Source organism: Halorubrum distributum JCM 13561 (assembly GCF_000337395.1).
Taxonomy (GTDB): Archaea; Halobacteriota; Halobacteria; order Halobacteriales; family Haloferacaceae; genus Halorubrum; species Halorubrum distributum.
On sequence record NZ_AOJF01000024.1, the window covers coordinates 110,187 to 133,057 of the forward strand.

22 protein-coding genes are annotated in these 22,871 nt (G+C 69.6%); 11 read left to right on the plus strand and 11 right to left on the minus strand.

The features are described from left to right. Nucleotides 1–189 precede the first annotated feature (189 nt). The 6 genes from C470_RS03285 to C470_RS03310 all read right to left on the minus strand — a co-directional run bounded on the left by C470_RS03285 (nt 190) and on the right by C470_RS03310 (nt 5,481). A complete protein-coding gene (locus C470_RS03285; protein ID WP_449271927.1) occupies nt 190–1,371 on the minus strand; it encodes a LeuA family protein in 1,182 nt (393 codons plus the stop codon). Between the two features lie 312 nt (nt 1,372–1,683). Further along, nucleotides 1,684–2,490, minus strand: coding sequence for an ABC transporter ATP-binding protein (locus C470_RS03290; RefSeq protein WP_008365253.1), 807 nt, complete (start codon nt 2,488–2,490; stop codon nt 1,684–1,686). Beyond that, a complete protein-coding gene (locus C470_RS03295; RefSeq protein WP_007344484.1) occupies nt 2,474–3,343 on the minus strand; it encodes an ABC transporter permease in 870 nt (289 codons plus the stop codon). Before C470_RS03295 ends, C470_RS03290 begins: the two co-directional genes overlap by 17 nt. A 1-nt stretch (nt 3,344) precedes the next feature. Beyond that, on the minus strand, nt 3,345–4,322 hold the full coding sequence (locus C470_RS03300; RefSeq protein ID WP_008365265.1) for a substrate-binding domain-containing protein: 978 nt from the start codon (nt 4,320–4,322) through the stop codon (nt 3,345–3,347). Nucleotides 4,323–4,619: 297 nt separating this feature from the next. Then, nucleotides 4,620–4,898 (minus strand): DUF7111 family protein, encoded by a 279-nt coding sequence (locus C470_RS03305; RefSeq protein ID WP_007344486.1) that lies wholly within the window; start codon nt 4,896–4,898, stop codon nt 4,620–4,622. Nucleotides 4,899–4,938: 40 nt separating this feature from the next. Then, on the minus strand, nt 4,939–5,481 hold the full coding sequence (locus C470_RS03310) for a carboxymuconolactone decarboxylase family protein (RefSeq protein WP_007344487.1): 543 nt from the start codon (nt 5,479–5,481) through the stop codon (nt 4,939–4,941). Nucleotides 5,482–5,687: 206 nt separating this feature from the next. Here C470_RS03310 and C470_RS03315 point away from each other — a divergent pair, with 206 nt between their 5' ends. The 3 genes from C470_RS03315 (at nt 5,688) to C470_RS03325 (ending at nt 8,382) form a co-directional block, all read left to right on the plus strand. Further along, complete coding sequence (locus C470_RS03315) at nt 5,688–6,617, plus strand: 1,4-dihydroxy-2-naphthoate polyprenyltransferase (RefSeq protein ID WP_049908352.1); 930 nt, start codon at nt 5,688–5,690, stop codon at nt 6,615–6,617. Next, a complete protein-coding gene (locus C470_RS03320; protein WP_008365268.1) occupies nt 6,614–7,819 on the plus strand; it encodes a mandelate racemase/muconate lactonizing enzyme family protein in 1,206 nt (401 codons plus the stop codon). The genes C470_RS03315 and C470_RS03320 overlap by 4 nt, the downstream gene beginning before the upstream one ends. 101 nt (nt 7,820–7,920) lie before the next feature. Beyond that, complete coding sequence (locus tag C470_RS03325) at nt 7,921–8,382, plus strand: DUF5799 family protein (protein ID WP_007344490.1); 462 nt, start codon at nt 7,921–7,923, stop codon at nt 8,380–8,382. 33 nt (nt 8,383–8,415) lie between these two features. Here C470_RS03325 and C470_RS16000 read toward each other — a convergent pair whose 3' ends face one another. Then, nucleotides 8,416–8,565: a DUF7557 family protein gene (locus C470_RS16000; protein WP_004596306.1), complete on the minus strand. Its 150-nt coding sequence runs from the start codon at nt 8,563–8,565 to the stop codon at nt 8,416–8,418. Nucleotides 8,566–8,632: 67 nt separating this feature from the next. Beyond that, nucleotides 8,633–10,780, minus strand: coding sequence for a hypothetical protein (locus tag C470_RS03330; RefSeq protein ID WP_008365270.1), 2,148 nt, complete (start codon nt 10,778–10,780; stop codon nt 8,633–8,635). Nucleotides 10,781–10,924: 144 nt separating this feature from the next. On the opposite strand from C470_RS03330, the gene C470_RS03335 reads away from it, so the two are divergent. Continuing rightward, nucleotides 10,925–11,974: a phosphotransferase family protein gene (locus C470_RS03335; protein WP_008365271.1), complete on the plus strand. Its 1,050-nt coding sequence runs from the start codon at nt 10,925–10,927 to the stop codon at nt 11,972–11,974. 24 nt (nt 11,975–11,998) lie between these two features. Here the strand turns inward: C470_RS03335 and C470_RS03340 are convergent, their stop codons facing one another. Beyond that, the gene (locus C470_RS03340) at nt 11,999–12,796 is read right to left on the minus strand and encodes an aldo/keto reductase (protein ID WP_008365274.1); all 798 of its coding nucleotides are present in this window, start codon (nt 12,794–12,796) and stop codon (nt 11,999–12,001) included. A gap of 130 nt (nt 12,797–12,926) precedes the next feature. Between C470_RS03340 and C470_RS03345 the strand changes: the two genes are divergently transcribed. After that, on the plus strand, nt 12,927–13,859 hold the full coding sequence (locus tag C470_RS03345; protein ID WP_008365276.1) for a transcriptional regulator TbsP domain-containing protein: 933 nt from the start codon (nt 12,927–12,929) through the stop codon (nt 13,857–13,859). Nucleotides 13,860–13,901: 42 nt separating this feature from the next. Here C470_RS03345 and C470_RS03350 read toward each other — a convergent pair whose 3' ends face one another. After that, nucleotides 13,902–15,422, minus strand: a complete 1,521-nt coding sequence (locus tag C470_RS03350) for an aldehyde dehydrogenase family protein (RefSeq protein ID WP_004596311.1) — start codon at nt 15,420–15,422, stop codon at nt 13,902–13,904. 89 nt (nt 15,423–15,511) lie between these two features. Between C470_RS03350 and C470_RS03355 the strand changes: the two genes are divergently transcribed. Beyond that, nucleotides 15,512–16,249: a helix-turn-helix domain-containing protein gene (locus C470_RS03355; RefSeq protein WP_007344495.1), complete on the plus strand. Its 738-nt coding sequence runs from the start codon at nt 15,512–15,514 to the stop codon at nt 16,247–16,249. Nucleotides 16,250–16,810: 561 nt separating this feature from the next. Here C470_RS03355 and C470_RS03360 read toward each other — a convergent pair. Continuing rightward, nucleotides 16,811–17,692, minus strand: coding sequence for a proline dehydrogenase family protein (locus C470_RS03360; protein WP_007993840.1), 882 nt, complete (start codon nt 17,690–17,692; stop codon nt 16,811–16,813). Between the two features lie 181 nt (nt 17,693–17,873). On the opposite strand from C470_RS03360, the gene C470_RS03365 reads away from it, so the two are divergent. The 5 genes from C470_RS03365 to C470_RS03385 are packed head-to-tail and all read left to right on the plus strand — an operon-like array spanning nt 17,874 to nt 22,870. Beyond that, the gene (locus C470_RS03365; protein ID WP_008365279.1) at nt 17,874–19,181 is read left to right on the plus strand and encodes an ABC transporter substrate-binding protein; all 1,308 of its coding nucleotides are present in this window, start codon (nt 17,874–17,876) and stop codon (nt 19,179–19,181) included. Between the two features lie 9 nt (nt 19,182–19,190). After that, a complete protein-coding gene (locus C470_RS03370) occupies nt 19,191–20,150 on the plus strand; it encodes a branched-chain amino acid ABC transporter permease (RefSeq protein WP_004596315.1) in 960 nt (319 codons plus the stop codon). After that, complete coding sequence (locus C470_RS03375) at nt 20,147–21,328, plus strand: branched-chain amino acid ABC transporter permease (protein ID WP_004596316.1); 1,182 nt, start codon at nt 20,147–20,149, stop codon at nt 21,326–21,328. Before C470_RS03370 ends, C470_RS03375 begins: the two co-directional genes overlap by 4 nt. Continuing rightward, a complete protein-coding gene (locus tag C470_RS03380; RefSeq protein WP_004596317.1) occupies nt 21,321–22,109 on the plus strand; it encodes an ABC transporter ATP-binding protein in 789 nt (262 codons plus the stop codon). The genes C470_RS03375 and C470_RS03380 overlap by 8 nt, the downstream gene beginning before the upstream one ends. 8 nt (nt 22,110–22,117) lie before the next feature. Then, the gene (locus C470_RS03385; RefSeq protein ID WP_049908563.1) at nt 22,118–22,870 is read left to right on the plus strand and encodes an ABC transporter ATP-binding protein; all 753 of its coding nucleotides are present in this window, start codon (nt 22,118–22,120) and stop codon (nt 22,868–22,870) included. Nucleotide 22,871: the final 1 nt, after the last annotated feature.

Below are 22,871 nucleotides of genomic sequence, written 5' to 3' on the forward strand. Positions count from 1 at the left end.
GCGCGCCGCGGCCGTGGTGTGCCGTCGCATCTCGCCCGGAGCAACGCGACCGGGGTATAAATTCCTGTCGGGCAACGCGGCGCGGCGCGCGGCGACGGGCGCTGCGGCCTCGACGCGGCCCCCGGTCAGAGTGCTCCCGCGACCGCGAACGCGGTCGCTCGGGGTGCGATCCGGTCGGGGAGGAGGCCATCAGACCCGGACCTCCTCCTCGCGCGCGACGCCCGCCTCCTCGGCGAACCGCTCGACGTCGCCGGCGGTCACCTGCCGCTTGCCGGCGCCGTACTCCTTGACCCGCTTCGTGATCTTCCGGACCTCGCTGTCCGTCGGGTCGAAGCCGGCCTCCACCAGGTGCTTGCGCACGCTGTGCGTGCCGGTGTGTTTGCCCAGCACGAACTCGCGCTCGGCGCCCACCATCTCCGGGGTCATCACGCCGGTCTCGAACGTGTCGCTGTTCTCGATGACGCCGGCGGCGTGGATGCCCGACTCGTGGGCGAACGCGTTCCGCCCGGTGACGGGCTTGTTCGCTGGCACCGGGATGTCCGAGGCCTCCTCGACGATCCGGGCCAGCTTGGTGATCTGGGTCGTGTCGATGCCGGTGTCGACGCCGTACACCGACTCGACCGCCATGACGACCTCCTCGTAGGCGGCGTTGCCGGCGCGCTCGCCGATCCCGTTGACCGACACCTGCGCCTGCTCAGCGCCGTTCTCGAAGCCCATGACCGCGTTCGCCGCGGCCATGCCGAAGTCGTCGTGGGTGTGGACGTCGACGCGGGCGTCGGTCGCCTCCACGACGGCGTTGACCGTCTCGCCGAAGCTGGTCGGCATCCCCACGCCGCAGGTGTCGGGGATGTTGATCCAGTCGGTGCCGGCGTCGGAGACGGCCTCGACGATGTCGATCAGGTAGTCCGGGTCCGTCCGGGTGGCGTCCATCGGCGAGAACATGCACTCGACGCCGGCGTCTTTCACCTGCTCGACGGCGTCGACCGCGCGCTGTTTCGCCTCCTCGCGGGTCGCGTGCATCGAGTCCTCCAGCTGAACGTCGCTGGTGGAGACGAACACGTGGACCATCTCGACGCCGGAGTCGATCGCGGCGTCGATGTCGCCCTCAACCACCCGCGCCAGCCCGCAGACGGTGGTGTCCGTCGCGGCGGCGATGTCGCTGACGGCCTCGAACTCCGCGTCCGAGTTGACCGGGAACCCCGCCTCGATGACGTGGGTGTTCATGTCGTCCAGCGTCGCCGCTATGCGGCGTTTCTCATCGTAGCTGAACGACGTACGTGGTGACTGTTCTCCGTCTCGCAGGGTCGTGTCGAAGATCCTGACAGGACCTATATCGACGTTAGAAGCTATCGTGCCCTGGAAGAACTCGATCCGCCGGGGTGTCCGACGAAGCCTCCGTGATGTCTGTCATCGGTTCACGACAAGACGGTCGGGTACTTAACGGTTTGGACGATCGCAAAATCGATGCGGACCGGCAGTTCGGGCCGACGCGCGATTCGAACAAGAAATCGCACGACTGCGGCCGTGTCAATACACCTTAAAGAGGTTATACACACACCAGTGATCCGGCGCGTATTCCGATCCGGAACTCGATTAATAAGCCAGATCGACGTTCGTTTCGTTCGGACTGCGGCCGGCGCGCGATGCGTGCCAGCCATCCGCACTGTCGGAGCGCGGACGTCGCTACCGCCCGAGCGCCGCCGTCACCTCGCGCCGGAGCGCGACCAAGTCCGGGGCCGCCCGCTCGCGGGGACGGTCGACATCGACGTCGACGACCGCCTCCACCGTGCCCGGCTGCCCACCGAGCACGACGACGCGGTCAGCGAGGTAGACGGCCTCCTCGACGTCGTGGGTGACGAGGACGACCGTGGTCCCGCGCGCCTCCCACACGTCGAGCAGGTGGTCCTGCTGGTCCGCCTTAGTCAGCCGATCGAGCGCCGAGAACGGCTCGTCGAGCAGCAGTACCGAGGGGTCGTACGCCAGCCCTCGCGCGAGCGCGACGCGCTGTGCCATCCCGCCGGAGAGCTCGTCCGGATGGCTGTCGGCGAACCCGTCGAGCCCGACCGTCTCGATCAGGTCGCCGACGCGCTCCCGGGCCGCCGGAGCGTCCGGGTCGACGTCGCCCGGGAGCCCGACCGCGACGTTCTCGCGCAGGTCCGCCCAGTCGAGCAGCCGCGGCTCCTGGAACACCATCCCGACGGCGTCGCTGCCGCCGTCGCGGACGTCGGTCCCGTCGACCGCGACGCGCCCGCCGAACTCCGCTTCGAGCCCCGAGAGCACGCGCAGCAGCGTCGACTTCCCGCAGCCCGACGGGCCGACGACGGCGACGAACTCGCCGTCCGCGACCGCGAGGTCGACGCCGTCGAGCGCGACCGTGTCGTCGTACCGCTTCCGGAGGCCGTCGACCGCGAGGACGGGGTCCGCTTCGGCGGACGCGCCGTCCGCGTCAGCGGCCGCCGGTGGGACGTTCGCGTCACCGTCCGACGACACGGTCTCTCACCTCCTTCACCGCGAGGTCCGAGCAGTTGCCGAGGAAGGCGAAAAGCAGGATCGACCCCACGATGATGTCGGGCCGCGCGAGGGTCCGCCCGTCGCTGAGCAGGAACCCGACCCCCTGGCTCGCCGCGATCAGCTCGGCGGCGACCACGAACATCCACGCCAGTCCGACGCCGCCGCGGATCCCGACGAGCAGGTCGGGGAGCGCGGCCGGGAACACGACCCGGCGCAGCGACTCGACGCGCCCGAGGTCGTACACCTCGGCGACCTCCAACAGCTCCTCGTCGACCGCCGCGATCCCCGTCGAGAGGTTGAGGTACACCGGGAAGAACGCGCCGACGGCGATGAGCAGCACCTTCGCGGTCTCGCCGATGCCGAACCAGAGCAGGAACAGCGGCACCCACGCCAGCGACGGGATGTTCTTCAGGCTCTGGAGCAGGGGGTCGAGCAGGTCGCTCGCCGTCCGCGAGAGCCCGGTCGCGGTCCCGAACAGGATGCCGACGACGATCCCGAGGCCGGCGCCGAGGACGACGCGCTGGACCGTGATCGCGACGTGCCCCCACAGCTCGCCGGAGGCGGCCAGCCCGTACAGCGTCTCGGCCACCCGCAGCGGCGTCGGCAGCTGATACGCCGGGAAGACGCCGGTCGCGACGGAGAGGTGCCAGACGCCGACGAGCGCGGCGGGGACGAGCAGCCCGAGCAGGGGGCGGAACCGCCTCGCGGCGGGGAGGGGAACCGGCCCGAGGCCGTGAGACTCGGCGCCGCGGGTCGACCCGTCGGCCGCCGACCCGCGGCCGGAGTCGGAGTCGCGGGAGACGTCCGACTCCCGGCGGGTGTCGGCGGCCATCTCAGACGACCTCGCTCGCGAACTCGGTGTCGATCAGCTCGTCGACGTTACCGGCGGGGTCGGCGTCGTCAGTCACGAGGCCCTCGCGTTCGAGGATCGGCGAGAGGTCGGAGAGGAGTTCGCGGTGCGGCTCGCCGGGGATCGGCTCGGAGAGGTCGTTCCGCTGGGTGAACACGCGCTCCGCGACCGGCGCCGACATCTCGGAGGCGTCGGCGAGGATCCCCGCGGTTTCTTCGGGGTTCTCGATCGCCCACTCGCGGCCGCGCTCGTACGCCTCGAGGACGCGCGTCGCGTCCTCGGTGCGGTCCGCGAGGAACCCGTCGAGGAAGTTCAGGAACCCGTAGGTGTTGTACCGCGGCTCGCGGAAGAACAGCTCTGCCCCGTCGTGCTCGAGCTCCAGCTCGGCCATGTGCGGGTCGAGCCCGGCCCACGCGTCGACGTCGCCGCGGACCAGCGCGGACTGTCCCTCCGGGTGCTGGAGGTTGACGACCTCGACGTCGTCCTCACTCAGCCCGGCGTCGCCCAGCGCCTGAAGCAGGAAGAAGTACGGGTCGGTCCCGCGGGTCGCGGCGACCCGCTTCCCCTCGAGGTCCGCGACCGACTCGATCCCGGTCTCCTCGAAGGTGACGAGGGCCGTCCACTCCGGCTCCGAGTAGACGTACGGCGTCGTGATCGGGACGCCGTTCGTGCGGGCCATCAGCGCCGCGATACCGGCGGTCGAGGAGACGTCGGCCTCCCCGCTCTGCGCGTACTCGTTCGCCTGGTTGCTCCCGAGGCTCAACACCCACTCGACGTCGGTGCCGGTGTCGGCGAACGCCTCCCCGAGCCAGCCCTTCTCGCGCAACACGAGACTGACCGGGTTGTAGTACGCGTAGTCGACCGTCACCGTCCCCGATTCGCTCCCGCCCCCGACGCAGCCGGCGACGAGCGAGCCGCCGATCGCCGCGCCGGTACCGCGCAGGAATTGTCTTCGCTCCATCGTGACTCTCCGTACCGGTGCCATTCATAAGGAGATATGGCTATGGAGAATATTCAGCTACGGCTATGATGTCCCGAGGTTATTTAATTTCACCAACGAGTACGATTCACAGGGGCATCGACCGACGCCTCACGGCGCCTGACGGCCCGCCGCGCGTTTCGAGGCCGGCCTCACGCACCGGCGAAGGGGTTCGGCTCGCGTTCCGGGTGCCGGATCATGTTGCTGGTTGTTCGCGTCGCCGGCGCCGACGCGAGGGAGAAACGGCGCCCGCGCCGCCCGATCGGTCCGCTACCGCGGCTACATTCCCATGTCGGCGGCGGCGTCCGGCACCGGGAGGTCGGGGACCGGGACGCCGAGGAGCTCCGCGGCGTGGTCGAGCGCCATGTCGAACCCGTAGTACCGCTCCAACTCGTCGCCGTCGGGGCCGGACCGGACCTTCAGCATGGCGTACCCTTCGGCGTTCTGCGCGACTGTCGCTTCGCGGCCGTCCCGCGAGAAGGTGAGCAAGCGTTCGCCGCCCGTCTCCTCGTAGCGGGCCGCGACGCCGTTCGCCGTCACTGTCTCCGTGTCGCTCATACGCTTGGTAGGGGCCGATCCCTGTCGAATCTGTCGGTCGCTATCGGGGATCCCAGCCGTGGAACTCCGTCCCCGGCTCCAGTTCGAGGTCGAACGCGTCGATCATCCCGCCGAGCGCGTCGTACCCCCGTGCGGCCGCGGCGATACCGACGACCGTCTCGTCGTCGTACAGCGCCGCGACCTCGTCGTGCGCGATCGCGTCGACCTCGCCGCGGACGACCGCCAGCGCGTACTCGATCAGGGTCGTCTCCTCGTCGCCGAAGGGCGATCGGTTCCCGCTCCCGAGCGCCGCGATCTCGTCGTCGTCGATCCCGACGCCGCGGGCGATGTTGACGTGCTGGTGCCACTCGTAGCGGTTCCCGGTCTCGCTGGTGACCGCCAGGATGACGAGTTCGCGCTCCCGGTCCGTGAGGCCGCTGTCGGTCCACAGCGACCCGAGGAACGACCGGAGCCCCGCCAACACCTCGGGGTTGTTGCCGATCGACTGGTACACGTGGAGCGGTTTGCCCTGAAGCGACGACTCCAGGAGGTCCTCGTACTCGTCCGGCACGTCCGTCGCCTCGGCGTAGGGAACGCGGGCCATGGCGAGCGGTCGCGCCCGCGGGGGATAGGTGTACGCGACTCGGTATCGTTCGCCGCGATCGGTACGTCGCTGGCCGCGATCGGTACGTCGCTGGCCGCGACCGGTATCGACGCGGCCGGTCGGGCCCGTTCCGTGGCGCCGGCGGCGCGGTGTGGCGCCGATCCGCGATGGCAAGGTTAAGGGACGCCACGCACCAACTTGCGACAATGAGTACCGAGGTGACCCGCCGGCGGGCGTGGGTAATGGCCGCGCGTCCCCAGACGCTCCCTGCCGCGGCCGCACCGGTGATCGTCGGCGTCGGGCTGGCGCTCGCGGACGGGGTGTTCGCCCCGCTGCCCGCGCTCGCGGCGCTCGTCGGCGCGGCGCTGATCCAGGTCGGCACGAACTTCGCGAACGACTACTACGACGCGATCCAGGGCGCCGACACCGACGACCGAGAGGGGTTCACGCGCGTCGTCGCCAGCGGCCTCATCGAGCCGGCCGAGGTGAAGCGGGCGATGTGGCTCACCTTCGCGGCCGCGATCCTCGTGGGGACCTACCTCGTCGCCGTCGGCGGCGTCCCGATCCTCGTGATCGGGCTCGCCTCCGTCGCGGCCGGGATCGCCTACACCGGCGGGCCGTACCCGCTCGGCTACCACGGCCTCGGCGACCTCTTCGTGTTCGTCTTCTTCGGCGTGATCGCGGTGACAGGGACGTACTACGTCCAGGCCGCCGCGCTCCTCTCCGGGTGGTTCCCGCTCGGAGTGCCAGGCGGGACGGTCACGGTCGCGGCGGTCGTCGCGAGCCTCCCGATCGCCGGCCTGTCGACGAACATCCTCGTCGTCAACAACCTCCGCGACCGCGAGGAGGACGCCGCGACGGGCAAGCGCACGCTCGCCGTCCGATTCGGCTACCGCTTCGCCCGCGCCGAGTACCTCGCGATGCTCGCCGTCGCCTACCTCGCCCCGCTGTGGTTCGTCGCGCGCGGCGAGGGGCTCGCGACGCTGCTCCCGCTCGTCACGCTCCCGCTGGCCGCGGTCGTCGCGCGGACGGTGCTGACCGAGACGTCCGGCGAGGCGCTCAACCCCGCGCTCGAATCGACCGGCAAACTGCTCGCGGCGTACGCCGCCGCGTTCGCCGTCGGCCTCGCGGTGTGACCGCCGACGACCCCCGTGGCCAGGGCCCGGTTCACGCGATGCGACGCCGGTCGTTCGCACTCGACCTGACCCGCCCGCTCGGCACCGCCCGCGGAGCGATCCGCCGGCGAGAGGGGTTCCTGATCGCGGTCGAACGCGGGAGCGACGGAGACGACGAGGGGGGGGACGGAGACGGTGCGGGGAGCGACGGGGACGGCGCGGGGAGCGACGACGACGGCGCGGGGAGCGACGACGACGGCGCGGTCGGCCTCGGGGAGGCGACCCCGCTCCCGGGCTGGACGGAGTCGCGCGAGGCCTGCGCGGCGGCGCTCGACGAGCTCGACGGCCGAGCGATTCCCGAATCGATGCCGGACGCGGCGTCGACGCCGGCCGCGCGACACGGCGTCTCCCTCGCGCTCGCCGACGCCGCCGCCCGCGACGCGGAAGCGCGGCTCGCGGACCGGCTCGCGGACGAGGCCGGTGTAACCGCGACGCCCGCGGACGCAGTTCCGGTGAACGCGACCGTCGGGGACGGGTCGCCGGGCGAGACCGCCGCCGAGGCGAAGCGGGCGGTCGACGAGGGGTTCGACTGCCTCAAGCTGAAGGTCGGCGCCCGCGACGTCGACGCCGACGTCGAACGCGTCCGCGCGGTCCGCGAGGCCGTCGGTGACGCCGTCGCGCTCCGCGCCGACGCCAACGGCGCGTGGGACCGCGAGACGGCGCGGCGCGCGCTCGACGCGCTGGCCGACTTCGACCTCGCGTACGTCGAGCAGCCGCTCCCGGCGGACGACCTCGACGGGCTGGCGGCGCTTCGCGAGGGTGACCGTCCCGGACGACCGAGCGACGGAGTCCCGATCGCGGCCGACGAGTCGGTCGCCGGACGCGGGATCGACGCAGTGCTCGACGCGGGCGCCGCCGACGCGGTCGTGCTCAAGCCGATGGCGCTCGGCGGGCCCGACCGCGCGCTCGCGGTCGCGCTGCGGGCGCGGTCGGCCGGCGTCGACCCGGTCGTCACCACCACGATCGACGCCGTCGTCGCGCGGACGGCCGCCGTCCACGTCGCGGCCGCGATCCCCGGCGTCTCCCCGTGCGGGCTCGCGACCGGGTCGCTGCTCGACGAGGACCTGGCGCCCGATCCCTGTCCGGTCGCGGACGGGCAGATCGCGGTCCCGACCGGTCCGGGGCTCGCGGGCGGCGCGTTCGAGGACCTGCGACGGTGGTAACGGGCTCGGCTCGGGCGCGGCCCGGGCGCGGTCCGGGCGACCGCGGACGCAGCTCGCCGCAGGGGGACGGACTTTTCACCGCGACCGGCGAACGGAGGCGTATGAGCGAGTGGACCGACGCCATCGTCGGCGAGCGAATGACCGTCGACAACCAGTTCAACGAGCGCGTCGCCGCGTCGCGCTTCTCCAGCCAGGAGTGGGGACTAATCATGACGGCCACGGAGTTCGAGATAGCGAACGCCGACGACCCCGAGGCGGCGCGCGTCGTCGCGGACACGTCGAGCCTCCCCGCGATCATGCCCGAACTGGAGAACCTCCGGTCGCAGATGGCTGGGATGGGCGGCGCCCCCGGCGGCTCCGGCGACACCGGCGGGTCGGGCGGCGGCGTGGTCGACTCGATCAAGGGCGCGCTCGGGCTCGGCGGCGGGGGCGGATCCGGCGGTCCCTCGGACGAGGAGCTGGAGGCCGCAGAGCGGCTGGTTCAGGAGTACGCCGACGAGCTACAGGCGCACCTCGAGGAGGTCGGGAAGTGGGAGCAGGTCCGCGTCGCGTATCAGGAGTAGGCCGAGGACACCGGCGGGGATTGTCCCCCGTCGTTACTTCATGTCGCTGCCGCGAAACAGCGTCAGCTCCTCCGCCTCGTAGATGCTGATGAGTTCGTTGACGATCTCGTCGTACTCCTCGTCATCGACCCGGAGCGCGTCCAGCCGCTCGACCGTCTCCTCGTCGAGGTGGATCTGGGGCATACGCGGCGGTTGGTCAGCCGGGGAATAAAAAATATCGGCGGAAACGAGATCCCGAGAGTACGGCCTCTCAATCCTCCGGACTCGTTTCGCACGCGGATTCGGTTGATCTGACGTCTGACCGTCGGCTTCGGGCCATCGCAGTGATCTCATCCGGGGAGAGATCGTCGCTCCAGAGGACGAGTTCGTCCGAGAACTCAAGGACGGGTGACTTCTCGCTGTGTATCTCGAGAACCCCTGAAGCGTCAGTAGTCCCGGCCTCCACGCTCGTTCCGATCAGGAACGATTTCCGGTCGATGAAAACCCCGGTGAACCGGTACTCGCCCCCGATTAGCCCTTCGGTCGAGAGGAACGACCGGCAGCCCACGCGGTAGGTATCGTCCGCCTGTGAGTGGCAGGAATACAGTTGAGTCGGAAGTCCACGATCGACGGCGACCGCGGTCGACGGGTCACCGACGTAGCGGGCAGTCACGGGTCCGTCTCGAAGGCTCAGTTGAGTCGCGACTCCGATCGGGGAGCCCCCGGTGAGGAGTCCGATCATGGTCCGGAGTCGCTCCGGGGACACGCTGTCGCTGAGGTGAATCGCCCCCGCTCCCCCACGCTCGACCGCATCGACGCCGGCGGCGGTGTTCCTCGTTCCCTCGAACACGTTCAGTTTCGGTGCCTCGTCCCGTCCGTTGAGACGGAGCGAACCGTCGGCCTCAGTGATGCCGGCGGTCACCGAAGCCCCGCAGAAGACGATGTCGAGGTCGGGGTCGGACAGCGTCTCGACGACCGCGTCGCGAGACGGCGAACCGATCACGTCCAGCGACCCGATCCCGTCGAGTTCCGCGGGTTCGACCATCGACCCCCGAACGGATCGGGCACGTTTCTCGTCCTCGAAGAGGAACGCGACCGAGAGGGTGCCGCGCTCTGGGATCTGTCTCCGAAGTCGGTTCTCGTACGCGTCGGGGGATATCACGGATGCGCCCGCAGGAATCGGGTCCGCGTCCGGAGACGGAACCCGACTCGAACGAGAGGGGGCCGTCTTTCCCGGTCCCGATGAGGTGTTCGAAGGGCCGAAGGCGGACAGATCCGCTGCCGCCTGAGGCGACGTCGCGATCCCCACTGGCGCGTCCGACGCGGAGGGATCGGCGTCGCCCCGGACGCGGACCGGCGCGAGGACGTGAGCGAGGTGCGGCAGCAGTTCCGCGGACGCGGAGACCGGCCGGAGGACCGCCTCCGTCGGCCACGCCGGCAGATGAGGCTCGACCGTCTCGGGATCGACCTCTAGGTACTCCATCAGCCGCTCGCTCATGGATTGGTCGGCGAGGTTCGGCGGATAGAAGGGGAGATCGGGACCGACCGCGTCGTACTCGTACCGGTCCGACGGGACATACCCCTCCGTCCGCGCGAGCGTGTCGAGGAAGAACCACGTTCGGAACAGTTCCGTGACCCGCTCTTCGAGCGCTTCCCCCTCTATCGGCAGCCGTTCCTCGTACCCCGTGTCCAGTCGGATCGCCGGGGCGTCGCCCGTCACCATTCGAGCCCCGAGGTAGTACGACAGCGTCGAGAGCCGGTACACGTCGGCGTACGTCGGTCGGACGACTACCTCGACGCCCGTGTCGGGCACCGACAGCGGGCTCGGAACGTCGAGAGAGTCACCGCGCTCGATCCGAGGCGGATAACCGCGCAAGGTGGGCCACGACCGTTCCGGGGAGAACTCCTTGATCGACGATCCGAGCAGCGACACGACCTCGGTTAGAGCTACCGGGTCGTCGGGGACGGTGATCGTCGCCTCGGGGCGCGTGTGGAACGAGCGCGCACCGACCGAGACGGTCCGGGGGCGGTCGAACGAGATAGTGATCGGGCCGGGATCTCCGTCGCCGGTCGCTGCGATTTCGACGTCCGTCACGCGGATGAGTGTCTTCGTCACCCCGTTCACTTCGATACAGTACGAGCCGCGTTCGAGTTCTATCGAATCGCTGTGTCTGGCGACGTGGTCACCGTTAACGTCCCGGAAGACGATCGACGCGTAGTCGGGTATCACCAGCGACTCCGTCTCGAAACTGACCGCATCGTCGACCGGAGACGGAAACAGTTCGGGGAGCGCCGATGAGAGATCCGGCTCGCGGTCGACACGGAACTCCATCTCCTCGCCCTCGATCACGTCCCGGACGGTGAGCGTCGTCCCGTCGACCTCGAATTCGATGCGCCCCCCGGATGCCCCGTCGTTCACTGGATTAGTCTGATTCCCCAACACGTATGACCTTGTTGGTAATTATCTCGTTTCGGAGTTCTGAAGCGTGCTACCGTGGTTCTTGCTCGATTTTTGTCCAACCCTGACAACAATCTTAACATCGGCCGACTCGGACGAGCACGCATGGACGGGCCCAGATCGGATCCGATCGACCGCGCGCTCGCCGCGGCGTTTCCTGACCGCGAGGTCGACCGACTGACCGGCGTCGGCCCCTCCTGGAACGGCGCCAACGAGACGGTCGGCGTCGCCTTCGCCGACGGCGGACGGGCGTTCCTCAAGGTCGCGCTGGCCGACGAGAGCAACCGGCTCGCCCGGGCACGCGCCGTGCTCCGATACGTCGGAGCACACGGCCAACTCCCGGTCCCCAAGGTGCTGGCGGCCGATCCGGATGGCGACCCGGCGTACCTCGCGACGGCGCCGGCGCCCGGTCGAGGACTGTTGGACGTTTACGAGGCGGCGAGCGACGACGGGCGCGAGCGATTGCTCCGCCGCGTCGGGCGCGCGCTCGCCGCGCTCCACGCCGACCGGTTCGCGAGCCACGGGGAGATCGTCGGCGCGGGGACGGAGCGCGGGAGCGCGGCGGAAGGAGCGGCGACCGCGGGACCCGACGCGCAGACCGGACTCGCGATCGAGTTCGCACCGTGGACGGACGTGCTGCTCGCGACGGTCGAGCGGACGCGCGAGATCGGCACCTCGGAGCGGCTCGCCGACCACTACGACGCCGTCGTCGACTGCGTGCGCGCGAACCGGGACCTGCTCGACGGCGCGCCGGCGGCGCTGCTCCACGGCGACGTCACGAAGCCGAACCTCTTCGTGACGGCCGAAGGAGACGGGGCGGACGCTACCGCCGGCGCGGGCGTCGCGGCGATCGACTGGGAGCTCTCCCACGTGGGCGACCCGGCTCGGGACCTGGTGCGCGCGGAGGACCAGCTGCTCAACGGGTTCGACTCGACCGGCCCGGAGCGGTTCGCCGCGGCCCTCCGCGAGGGATACCGCGAGCGCGCCGGGGGGCTTCCCGCGGGGTTCGAACGGCGGCGCCCCGTCTACGAGGTCGTCAGAATGCTCGGGCGCTCGGGATTCATCGATCAGTGGGTACCGTACCTCGACGAGCCCCTCGATGCCTTGGTCGATCGGGCGGACGCCGAGCTGCGGGCGCGGCTCGACGCGGTCTGATCGCGGTGTCAGCCGGCCGCCCCGTCAGCGGTTCCACGCCGCGTCGTCGAGGTCGATCTGACGGTCCCCCGGATCGAGCGCGTCGATTTCATCGAGGTCCTCGTCGGGCAGGTCGACGTCGACCGCGCGCAGGTTCTCCCGCAGGTGGTCGCCCCGCCCCTTCGGGATCGGCACGATCCCGCGGTCGAGCGCCCACGCGAGCGCGACGACCGCCGGCGAGAGGTCGTTCCGCTCGGCGATTTCGAGGATCGCCGGATCGTCGAGGATCTCCCCGCGGCCGAGCGGGGAGTAGCCCACGAGCCGGTGGTCGAACTCGTCGGCGAGGGCGCGCAGTTCCGGCTGTCGGAACCGCGGGTGACACTCGACTTGGTGGGCCGCGATCGGCGCGTCGAGGATCTCGCGGGCCTCGCGCAGCAGATCGGGCGTGAAGTTCGAGACGCCGACGTGGTCGGTCACCCCCTCGTCGCGGAGTTCGTCGAACGCGGGCAGCGTGGTCTCCGCGTCGTACGCCCGGATGGGCCAGTGGACGTACAGGAGGTCGACGCGGTCGAGGCCGAGCCGATCCAGGCTCGCCCGCGCCGTCTCGCGCACGTCGTCGGGCGCGAGGTTCTCGGGGTGGACCTTCGTGGCGACGACCACGTCGTCGCGGTCGACGTCGCTCGCGGCGATCCCCTCGCCGACCGCCGCCTCGTTGTCGTACATCTGCGCGGTGTCGACGTGGCGGTAGCCGGCGTCCAGCGCCGCGGCGACGGTGTCGGTACAGGTCTCGGGGTCGTCGAGCCCGGACGTTCCGAGCCCGATCGACAGGTCGAGCGGTGGCACGGGTTCCCGTTCCGGCCGCCGGGTGAAAAAGGCGCGCGAGCCGGCACGTCACGATCCCGCAGTTCCGTGCGCGTCCCGTGCGCCTGCCGCGCCCCGAACCCTTAATGCGTCGCGCCCGTAGGACGGGTCGATGGCGACCGGACCCGCGCTCCCCTCGACCCCGGATCCGCTCCCGCTGGGCGCGCTCTCCGACCCGACCCTCGTCGACCCCGGACCGCGACTGCTCCGCGCGGTCGTCGAGGCGTACCGCGAGGCCGCCCCGGCGCTCGTCGATCCGAGCGTCGCGGAGCTTGCCGGTGACGCGCGCGGGGACGGCGGGGAGGGAGACCGCGACCCGTCCGGTCTCCCGCCGCTGAACGTGTTCGCAGGCGAGCCCGCGGTCGACGCCGTGACCGCCGGGTTCCGGCCTGCGAGCCGGCTCGCGGCGCTCTTCGACGCCGACGCGGTCGACCTCCGGGTCCTCGACACGCCGCAGCCGAACCCCGTGCTGGCGGGGGCGGAGACGGGATTCGCCTTGATCGGAAGCGAGCGCGACGGGGCGGGCGGGGAGACGAGCGAGGAGGCGACCGGAGCGGTGAGTCGGTGGCACCGGATCGGCGACGACACCTCGCTCCGCGAGCGGTACGCCTCGGCGTTCGCGGCGGCCGAGCCGTACCGACTCCGAACGCCGAACCGGCGGCGCGTGTACAAGGGGTTCGCGGCGCGGTGCGACGAGTCGGTCGCCGCGGCGGTGCTCCGCGCGCTCGACGCCGAGGTCGACGCCGATTCGCGCGGAGCCGCGGGTCCAGACTCCGAGGAGACCCGCGTCCGCGCTTACGCTGTCGGCGCCCGCGAGGGCGTCTCTGACCACGCGCTCCGCCGGGCCTGCGAGGACGCGGGGCTCGGGAGCCCCTCGACGTTCACGCGGATAAAACGGCTCCTGCGGGAGGCCGAGCTGATCGAGACCGCCTCCGAGCCGCAACCGGTCGGGCGCCCGCGCGAGCGGCTCGCGGCTCGCGGCGCGCTCGCGGCGGCGGAGACGCCGGAAGAGGCGGTCGCGGCGGTTCGCGGCGTGACGGAGTAAAAGGAATTCGGACGCCCGTCACCGGGCGTCATTCCGGACGGATCAGTCGTCCTTCGTCTTGATGTCCGCCGAGAGCCCCTGCGCCATCTCGATCTCCTTCGAGTTGTTCAGGGTCCACGCGGTGCGGTCGGTGACGGCCTCGATCGCCTCCCGGGCGGAGGGGTAGCCGTTGCCGGACTTCTTCACGCCGCCGAAGGGGAGCTGGACCTCGGCGCCGATGCACGGGAGGTTCCCGTACGCCAGCCCCAGCTCGGCGCGGTCGCGGTAGTAGTTGATCTGTCGGTAGTCCTCGGAGATGATCGCGCCCGCCAGCCCGTAGTCGGTGTCGTTCTGGATCTCGACGGCCTCCTCGATGTCGCCGTCGTACTCCATGAGCGCGACGTGGGGTCCGAACACCTCCTCGTGAGTACACGTCAGGTCGGCGTGGGCGTCGGCCTCGTAGACGAACGGACCGACCCAGTAGCCGTCCTCGTGGCCGTCCGGGATCTCCTCGTCGTCGAGCTCGGTCCGGTCGACGAGCACGTTCACGCCCTCCTCGCGGGCCGCCTCGTTGTTCCGGGTGACCTTCTCGCGGTGTTCCTCCTCGATGAGCGGCCCCATGAAGGTGTCCTCGTCGAGGGGGTCGCCGACCGCGACCGACTCCGCGACCTCGACGAACCGCTCTTTGAACTCGTCGTACACGTCCGTGTGGACGATCAGGCGCTCGGAGGAGACGCAGCGCTGACCGGTCGTCTTGAACGAGGACATCACCGCGGAGTGGACCGCGACGTCGAGGTCCGCCTCCTCGGTGACCACGATCGCGTTCTTGCCGCCCATCTCGCAGGCGGCGCGCTTGCCGGCGACGCCGCCGAGCTTCTCTTGGATGTGGTGGCCGACCTCGGCCGAACCGGTGAAGATGACGGTGTCGACGTCGTCGTTCTCGACGATCGCGTTGCCCGCGTCGCCGAACCCCTGTACCATGTTGAACACGCCGTCGGGGATGCCCGCGTCGTCGAACATCTCCGCGATGATCTGCGCGCACCACGGCGTCTGCTCGGCCGGCTTGAACACGACCGTGTTCCCCTCGACCAGCGCGATGGCCATGTGCCAGTAGGGGATCGCGACCGGGAAGTTCCACGGCGTGATACAGCCGGTGACGCCGCGCGGTTTCCGTCGCATGTACGCGTCCTTCGAGGGGATCTCCGAGGGGACGATGTCTCCCTTCGGATGCCGGGCGTCGCCCGCGGCCCACTCGACCATGTGCGCGGCCTCGACCACGTCCGCCTTCCCCTCGCTGATCTCTTTCCCGCACTCCTTGGTGACGATCTCCCCGAGCTCGTCGGTCCGGTCGCGGAGCTCGTGGTACACGTCCCAGAGGTACTCCGCGCGCTGGATCCGCGAGAGCTCGCGCCACTCTTCGAACGCCGCGTCCGCTGCGTCGACCGCGCGGTCCACGTCCTCGGGGGTCCCTTGACGGAACTCTCCGAGCGTCTCTCCGGTCGCGGGGTTCTCGCTCTCGAAGGTCTCGGACCCGTCGCCGTCGACCCATTCACCGTCGATGTAATGCTGGTAGGGCTGCGCCATGTTCGAGACGTCCGGTCGGCACGTCCAAATAACCCACCCTACCATGGTCGGCAGGGTCTTGGTGGTGCGCTGCTTACGACGTGTGAACAATGTCGACAACCGACGGGAAAGGGGCGGTGGAGTGGGCCGGAACCAGGCTCACGCTCGATCTGTGGCATCCGAACTGCTGGGCGATCGAGGCGACGAACAAGACCGGCGGCGGCGTGCTCGCGCACGCTATCTACAACTCACCGATGGCCGAGAGCGACGCGCCGAACACGGTGAACGGCCTGTTCACGGCGTTCGGGGACACGAACGAGGAGGTCGAAGCGCTGCTCGACGCGATCCGCGAGTCCGACCGCGCGGGGAACCTGCTCGAACTCCAGGAGCGGTTCGGGCGCGCTCGGGACGCTCCGGGCAACGTCGTCCGCGAGTTCTTCCTGGAGTACGACCCGGGCGACATGGTGTGTCCGACGCTCTTGGAACACGGCTTCGTCCACAGCGCGCCGGTCCGGATCGAGGGCGGACGGGAGGAGTGGCAGGTGTGTTTCGTCGGCGAGCGCACCGAGATCCGGGAGTCGCTCGACGCGGTTCAGGAGGCAGCCGGCGCGGAGGTGACGGTGGAGTCGATGTCGTCGTCGGGCCACGCGGGGCGGACCCCCCGCGAGCAGCGGCTCGACACGCTGACGACGACCCAGCGGAAGGTGTACGAACACGCCCGCGAAGCGGGCTACTACGAGTGGCCCCGAGAGGCGTCGACGCGCGAGCTCGCCGACGACATGGAGGTCTCGAAGACGACGCTGCTCGAACACCTCCGGAAGGCGGAGTCGAAGCTTTTGGACCCGTGATCGGCGGTGTCGACGGCGGAGCGAGTGTTGTAGAGTGTCGAGCGCGATACGGTATTTAAATACCCGCGAGCGATAGCGGCGATTTTTATAAATGAAGGCGGTGGCGCGCCCCGGTGAGCGGCCCGGAGGGCCGCGAACCGACGGCGCGAGGGAGTCGCTGGCGGCGGTCGCCGCCAGCGACGAGGCTGGGGAGGCGTGAGGTGCTGTGCGGTCGCAGTCGGGTGGGACTCAAAGGGGCAGTCGCGAGGACGGCGCAGGTGACGTAAGGACCGCAAGGAGCGAGCGAAGCGAGCGACTGAGGACCGCAGCGAGCGTGCGCCGTCCTCGCGACTGCCCCTTTGGAGGTGTTCGCCGCCGATCTGCTAGCGGCTATTTATAAGCGAGCGACTGGGGCTTTGGAGGTGTTCGCCGCCGATCTGCTAGCGGCTATTTATAAGCGAGCGGCTGGGGCTTTGGAGCGTCCGTCGTCGGTCCGTCAATCACTTATGAAAATCTGACCGCATCACCACACTCCGATTGACAGATCGTAACGCCGGATCGCCAGTTCCTGACCCGATTCGTTCAGTTCCCGACGATCGCGCGCAGCGCGAACAGCGCGTTCGACTTGCGCTCCCGGATCCGCCGGTAGAAGTAGGAGAACCACTTGGAGCCGTACGGGATGTACTGGTAGACGTTCACGTCGTCTTCGGCCGCGAGTTCGAACTGCGCCGACTCCCGGACGCCGGTCAGCATCTGGACCTCGTAGGGGGTCCCGTGGTCGGCGTACAGTTCCCTCGCGTAGTCGATCATCGCGGGGTCGTGGCTCCCGACGGCGACGCCGTCGTCGAACGCCTCGAACATGTACGCGAGGCAGTCGCGGTACGACTCGTCGACGCGCGCCTTCTCCTTGTAGGAGATCTCGGCCGGCTCGTCGTACGCGCCCTTGACGAGTCGGACCTTCCCCGGGAGGTCGGCGAGCCGTTCGAGGTCCTCGCGGGTCCGCTTCAAGTTCGCCTGCACGCAGACGCCGACGTTGCCGTCCGTCTCGACCGCGTGCCGTTCGAACGCGTCGAGCGTCACGTCGGTGGTCTCGTGGTCCTCCATGTCGATCCAGACGAAGGTGCCCGTCCCGTCCGCTCCGGTCTCCGCCGATCCGGTCGCCGCCGGCGCGTTGGCCGCCTCGACGATGCGCGCGAGGTTCTCCTCGAAGACGTCGTCCCCGATGTCGAGGCCGATCTGGCTCGATTTGACGGAGACGCAGGCGTCGACGCCGCGCTCCGCGATCGCCTCGACGAGGTCGACGTACGCGTCGGCGTCGGCGTCGGCGGGGGGCCGTTCCTCGTAGTGTTCGCCGAGGAGGTTCAGGATGCCGGCCACGCCGCGGTCGTTGAGCCCCTCGACGTGAGCGAGCGCCGCCTCCGGCGACTCCCCGGCGACAAAGTTGCTCGCGATGGGCGGGATCATGCGATCACTGCGGATCCGGAGCGGTATATAATGGCACCCGACCAATCGTTCCGAAAATATATTCCTGTATAAAATGCTTTCAGTGCCACTACCAGCCGATTCATCGATCTGCCCCGCGCTCACCGACCATGGACGGGCCGGGGTTAAGGTAGCCGAATGTGCTCGGGACTATCGGAAACATATGTCACGGGATACCACGGGCACGACGGATCGGCGGACGCTGCTGAAACTGACCGGCGGTGCGGGACTCGTCGGACTGTCGGGCTGTCTCAGCACGACCGACGACGGCGGCGACGGCGGCGACGGCGGCGACGGCAGTGACGGCAGCGACGCGGGCGACGGCGGCGACGGAGACGACGGGGGAGACTCGACCGAGACCTACGAGATCGGGATGGTCGACTCCCAGACCGGGTCGCTGTCGGCGTTCGGCGAGCGGAACCAGCGCGGCGTCAACCTCGCCCTCTCGATGGTCAACGAGGTCGGCATTAACGGGCGGGACCTCGACATCGTCGTCGAGGACTCCGAGAGCGAGAACCAGGGCGGGATCGCCGCCGCCCAGAAGCTCGTCAATCAGGACGGCGTGCCGTTCCTGATCGGCGCGGTCGGCTCCGGCGTCTCGCTGGCCATCTACGAGAGCGTCATCGAAGGAACGGACGTCGTTCAGCTGAGCCAGAACTCCACCGGGCTCAACCTCACCGAGTTCCCGGGGCTGCTCCGGATGTCGCCGTCGGGGCGGAGCCAGTCGCTCGCGCTCTCGAACCTCATCAGCGACGACGGCTACGACGAGGTGGCGATCACCTACGTCAACAACGACTACGGCCAGAGCCTCACGGACGCGTTCGTCGACGCGTACGAGGGCGAGGTCGTCTACAACACGCCGCACGACCAGGACCAGCAGTCGTACTCCGGCGTCATCTCGGAGATGAACAGCTCCGGCGCCGACGCGTGGCTGTTCATCACCTACCAGGCCGAGTTCGCGACGATGGTCAACGAGGTGTTCTCCTCGGGGTACGAGGCGCAGTTCTACGGCGCCGACTCCGTCTCCGGCGACAACGTCCTCGAGAACACCCCCGAGGGGAGCATCGAGGGGATGAAGATCGTCGTTCCGTCCGCGCCAGTCGAGGAGGAGAACTACCAGTCGTTCGCGGACGCCTTCGAGTCGGAGTACGGTCAGCAGCCGACCTCGTGGGCGGCGTACGCGTACGACTGCGTGATCAACGCCGCCTTGGCGATCCAGGCCGCGGACGAGTTCACTGGGGCGGCGCTCCAGGACACCGTCCGGCGCGTCTCCGGCCCGGAGGGCGAGACGGTGACCTCGTTCGAGGCCGCGAGCGGGATCCTCGCGGACGGCGGCGGACCGGACGACGTCGACTACCAGGGGGTCAGCGGCCCCATCGACTTCGACGAGAACGGTGACCCGGTCGGCTTCCTTCAGGTCCTGGAGGTCCAGGACCACGCGTACGAAGGCATCGACTTCATCGAAGGCTAATCCCGACCGATGACCGTCCTCGGATACCTGGCTAACGGGTTGGTGTTCAGCAGCATCATCGTCCTCGGCAGCATCGGGCTGTCGCTGGTGTACAGCATCGCGGACTTCGCGAACTTCGCGCACGGCGACACGATGACGATCGGCGCGTACTCGGCGCTCGTGACCTTCGGCGCCGTCGGCGGGCTCGGCGGCGCGGTGTTGGGGCTCCCGTACGGCTTCTTCCTGGCCTTGGTCGTCGGGATCGCCGTCGCCGCGGTCGTGGCGGTCGCCACCGAGAAGCTCATCTACGAGCCGCTCGACGTCGACTCGATCGGCCTGCTGATCACGTCGATCGGGATCGCGTTCATCTACCGCGCGGTGATCCAGATCCGGTTCGGCTCCGACTTCACCCGATTCGACGTCCGGCCGCTGCGGCCGATCGAGGCGCTGGTGCCGTACGGCGTCCGGATAACGCTCCACGACGTCGCGATATTCGGGTCGGCGGTGGCGCTCGTCGTCGGGCTCCACGTCCTGCTCCAGTACACCGACCTCGGTCGGAAGATGCGCGCGATGGCGGACAACCCCGACCTCGCGCGGGTCAGCGGTATCCGGACGAAGCGGGTCAAGCTGTGGACGTGGGTCATCGGCGCCGGGCTCGCCGGCGCGGGCGGCGTGTTCCTCGGACTGTTCAACCAGCTCGCGCCCCGGATGGGGTTTAACCTCCTGTTGGTGATCTTCGCGGCGGTGATCCTCGGCGGGATCGGCTCCGTCTACGGCGCGATGGCGGGCGGGTTCCTCATCGGCATGATAAACCAGCTAACGCCGTTCTTCTCCAACGTGGTCGAGGCGCTACCGATCCGTCCGAACTGGCTCGCGACCGTGATCGAGAACATGATCACCATCGAGTACGCGAACGCGATCGCGTTCGTGATCATGGTCGTCGTGCTGTTGGTCCGGCCCAACGGGATCGCCGGGGAGGGCGCGACGTGAGCCTCCTCGACGACCCGAAAGCGGCGTTCGCCGACCTGTCCCGCCCGGAGGGGTGGGTGCTCGGCGTCAGCGTCGCGTTCGTACTGTTCCTCTTCGTCGCGATGCTCACCGGCGCGCTCGGTCCGACGTACTTCCTGTTCCTCGTCGGGCTGGCGGGGATGTACGCGCTGTTGTCCTTCGGGCTGAACGCCCAGTGGGGGTTCACGGGACTGATCAACTTCAGCGTCGCCGCGTTCTTCGGCATCGGCGCGTACGGCACCGCGCTGATGACCGCGAGCGGCTCGCCGATCGCCGGCGGCTTCAGTCCGCTCGTCGGGCTCGCCGTCGCGCTCGTCGTCGCGCTCGCGCTCGCGCTGCTCATCGGCATCCCGACGCTCCGGCTCCGGGCCGACTACCTCGCCATCGCGTCGCTCGGGCTCGCGGAGGTCGTGCGGCTGATCGTGTTAAACGAGCGCTGGCTGACGAACGGGAGCGCGGGGCTGCGCGGCATCCCGGGCTTCTTCGACGGGTGGCCGGTGCTCTCGACGTTCCCGGAAGCGATGCCGGGGCTCCGGCTGGAGGTGATCCCCGGGTCGCCGGTGATCTTAGAGACGGCGTTCTGGCAGGCGTCGCTGAACGTCCTGTTGGTGCTCGCGTTCGCGGGCGCGGCGTACTTCGTCCTCCGGCGCGCGCACCGGTCGCCGTGGGGGCGCGTGCTGCGCACGATCCGCTCCGACGAGGACCTCGCGCGGGCGCTGGGCAAGAACACCTACTCGTTCAAGATGCAGTCGTTCGTCCTCGGCAGCCTGATAATGGCGCTTGCGGGCGTCTTCTACGCGCACCTGAACCTCTACGTCGGGCCGGGGGACCTGGACCCGATCACGACGTTCTACGCGTGGGTCGCGGTGATCTTGGGCGGCAGCGGCTCCAACCGCGGGGCGCTGTTCGGCGGGATCGTCATCGTCACGATCCGCGAGGGGACGCGCTTCCTGAACGACGTGGCGCTCCCGATCGACCCCGCGCCGTTGCGACTGCTGTTGATCGGCGTCGTCATCGTCGCCGTCATGCGCTACCGGCCGCAGGGGGTGCTCCCGCCGCAGCGGGAGCTGATCTGGCCGAGCGCGGTCGGCGGTGGCGGAACGCCCGAGACGCCGGACAGCGGCGTCCGCGAGCGGAAGGGAGGTGGTGACGATGAGTGAGGGCGCGCTTCCGAAGGAGGACGCGGTCCTCCGCGTCGACGACCTCCAGAAGTCGTTCGGCGGGCTCGCGGCGACCGACCACGCGACGTTCGCGGTCGAGCGCGGCACCATCACCGGGCTCATCGGCCCGAACGGCGCCGGGAAGTCGACGCTGTTCAACCTCATCTCCGGCTTCTACGAGCCGGACGGCGGGACCGTGGAGGTGAACGGGACCGACGTGACCGGGATGGAGCCGTACCAAGTCGCGGAACACGGGCTCATCCGGACGTTCCAGACGCCCCGGAAGCTGGAGGGGATGACGGTCCGCGAGGCGATGCTGGTCGGCCCGCGGAAACAGCCCGGCGAGTCGTTCCTCACGCTTTTCACCTCGCCGGGGACGGTCGCGGAGAGCGAGTCGGCGAACCTCGCCGAGGCGGAGCGGATCCTGGAGGACTTCGAGATCGACCACCTCGCGACCCAGCCCGCCACCGACATCTCCGGCGGCCAGATGAAGCTCGTCGAGCTCGCGCGGGCGATGCTCGCCGAGCCGGAGGTGCTGCTGCTCGACGAGCCGGTGGCGGGGGTGAACCCGACGCTGGCGAAGAAGCTCAAAGACCAGATCCGGCGGCTCAACGAGCAGGGGACGACGTTCCTGCTCATCGAACACGACATGGAGTTCGTGATGGACCTGGCGGACCCGATCGTCGTCCTGGATCAGGGACACGTCCTGACGGAGGGGACGCCGGAGGGCGTCCGGAACGACGACCGCGTCATCGACGCGTACCTCGGAGGCGGAACATGAGCGACGGTATGACAGACGACACGACCGGGGCCGCGGACGGGCCTCACGGCGGAACCGACCCCGTGCTCTCGCTGTCGGGCGTCGACAGCGGGTACGGCGAGGTGCAGGTGCTCGACGACTGCTCGGTCCGGCTCGACCCGGGCGAGATCGTCTGTCTCGTCGGCCCCAACGGCGCCGGGAAGTCGACGGTGCTCAAGACCGCGTTCGGGATGTTGACCCCGTGGACGGGGACCGTCGAGTACCACGGCCGCGACATCGGCGGGATGGCGCCCGAGGAGATCGTCCGCGAGGGGATCGGCTACGTCCCGCAGACCGACAACGTGTTCGGCTCGCTGACGATCGACGAGAACCTCCGGATGGGCGGCGTCGCCCGCGACGGGAGCCTCGAGGAGGTCATCGAGACGCTGTACGACCGGTTCCCGATCATCGACGAGAAGCGCGGCTCGAAGGCGAAGACGCTCTCCGGCGGCCAGCGCCAGGTGCTCGCGTTCGCCCGCGCGCTGGTGATGGAGCCCGACGTGCTGCTCATCGACGAGCCGTCGGCGGGGCTCGCACCGAACACCGCCGACGACGTGTTCGAGGACGTCAAAGAGGTCAACGACATGGACACGGCGATCCTCATGGTCGAGCAGAACGTGACGAAGGGGCTCGGCATCTCCGACCGGGGCTACGTCCTCGATCAGGGGACCGTCCGGTTCGAGGGGACGCCGGAGGAGCTGCTGGACGACGAAGAGGTCTCGCAGCTGTACCTGGGCGGCTGAG

Coding starts and splice junctions, on each gene's coding strand:
- C470_RS03295 (WP_007344484.1), bottom strand. CDS start 3,343: ATGGCCGCCGACACCCGCCGGGAGTCGGACGTCTCCCGCGACTCCGAC.
- C470_RS03300 (WP_008365265.1), bottom strand. CDS start 4,322: ATGGAGCGAAGACAATTCCTGCGCGGTACCGGCGCGGCGATCGGCGGC.
- C470_RS03305 (WP_007344486.1), bottom strand. CDS start 4,898: ATGAGCGACACGGAGACAGTGACGGCGAACGGCGTCGCGGCCCGCTAC.
- C470_RS03310 (WP_007344487.1), bottom strand. CDS start 5,481: ATGGCCCGCGTTCCCTACGCCGAGGCGACGGACGTGCCGGACGAGTAC.
- C470_RS03315 (WP_049908352.1), top strand. CDS start 5,688: ATGAGTACCGAGGTGACCCGCCGGCGGGCGTGGGTAATGGCCGCGCGT.
- C470_RS03325 (WP_007344490.1), top strand. CDS start 7,921: ATGAGCGAGTGGACCGACGCCATCGTCGGCGAGCGAATGACCGTCGAC.
- C470_RS16000 (WP_004596306.1), bottom strand. CDS start 8,565: ATGCCCCAGATCCACCTCGACGAGGAGACGGTCGAGCGGCTGGACGCG.
- C470_RS03335 (WP_008365271.1), top strand. CDS start 10,925: ATGGACGGGCCCAGATCGGATCCGATCGACCGCGCGCTCGCCGCGGCG.
- C470_RS03345 (WP_008365276.1), top strand. CDS start 12,927: ATGGCGACCGGACCCGCGCTCCCCTCGACCCCGGATCCGCTCCCGCTG.
- C470_RS03350 (WP_004596311.1), bottom strand. CDS start 15,422: ATGGCGCAGCCCTACCAGCATTACATCGACGGTGAATGGGTCGACGGC.
- C470_RS03355 (WP_007344495.1), top strand. CDS start 15,512: ATGTCGACAACCGACGGGAAAGGGGCGGTGGAGTGGGCCGGAACCAGG.
- C470_RS03360 (WP_007993840.1), bottom strand. CDS start 17,692: ATGATCCCGCCCATCGCGAGCAACTTTGTCGCCGGGGAGTCGCCGGAG.
- C470_RS03365 (WP_008365279.1), top strand. CDS start 17,874: ATGTCACGGGATACCACGGGCACGACGGATCGGCGGACGCTGCTGAAA.
- C470_RS03370 (WP_004596315.1), top strand. CDS start 19,191: ATGACCGTCCTCGGATACCTGGCTAACGGGTTGGTGTTCAGCAGCATC.
- C470_RS03380 (WP_004596317.1), top strand. CDS start 21,321: ATGAGTGAGGGCGCGCTTCCGAAGGAGGACGCGGTCCTCCGCGTCGAC.
- C470_RS03385 (WP_049908563.1), top strand. CDS start 22,118: ATGACAGACGACACGACCGGGGCCGCGGACGGGCCTCACGGCGGAACC.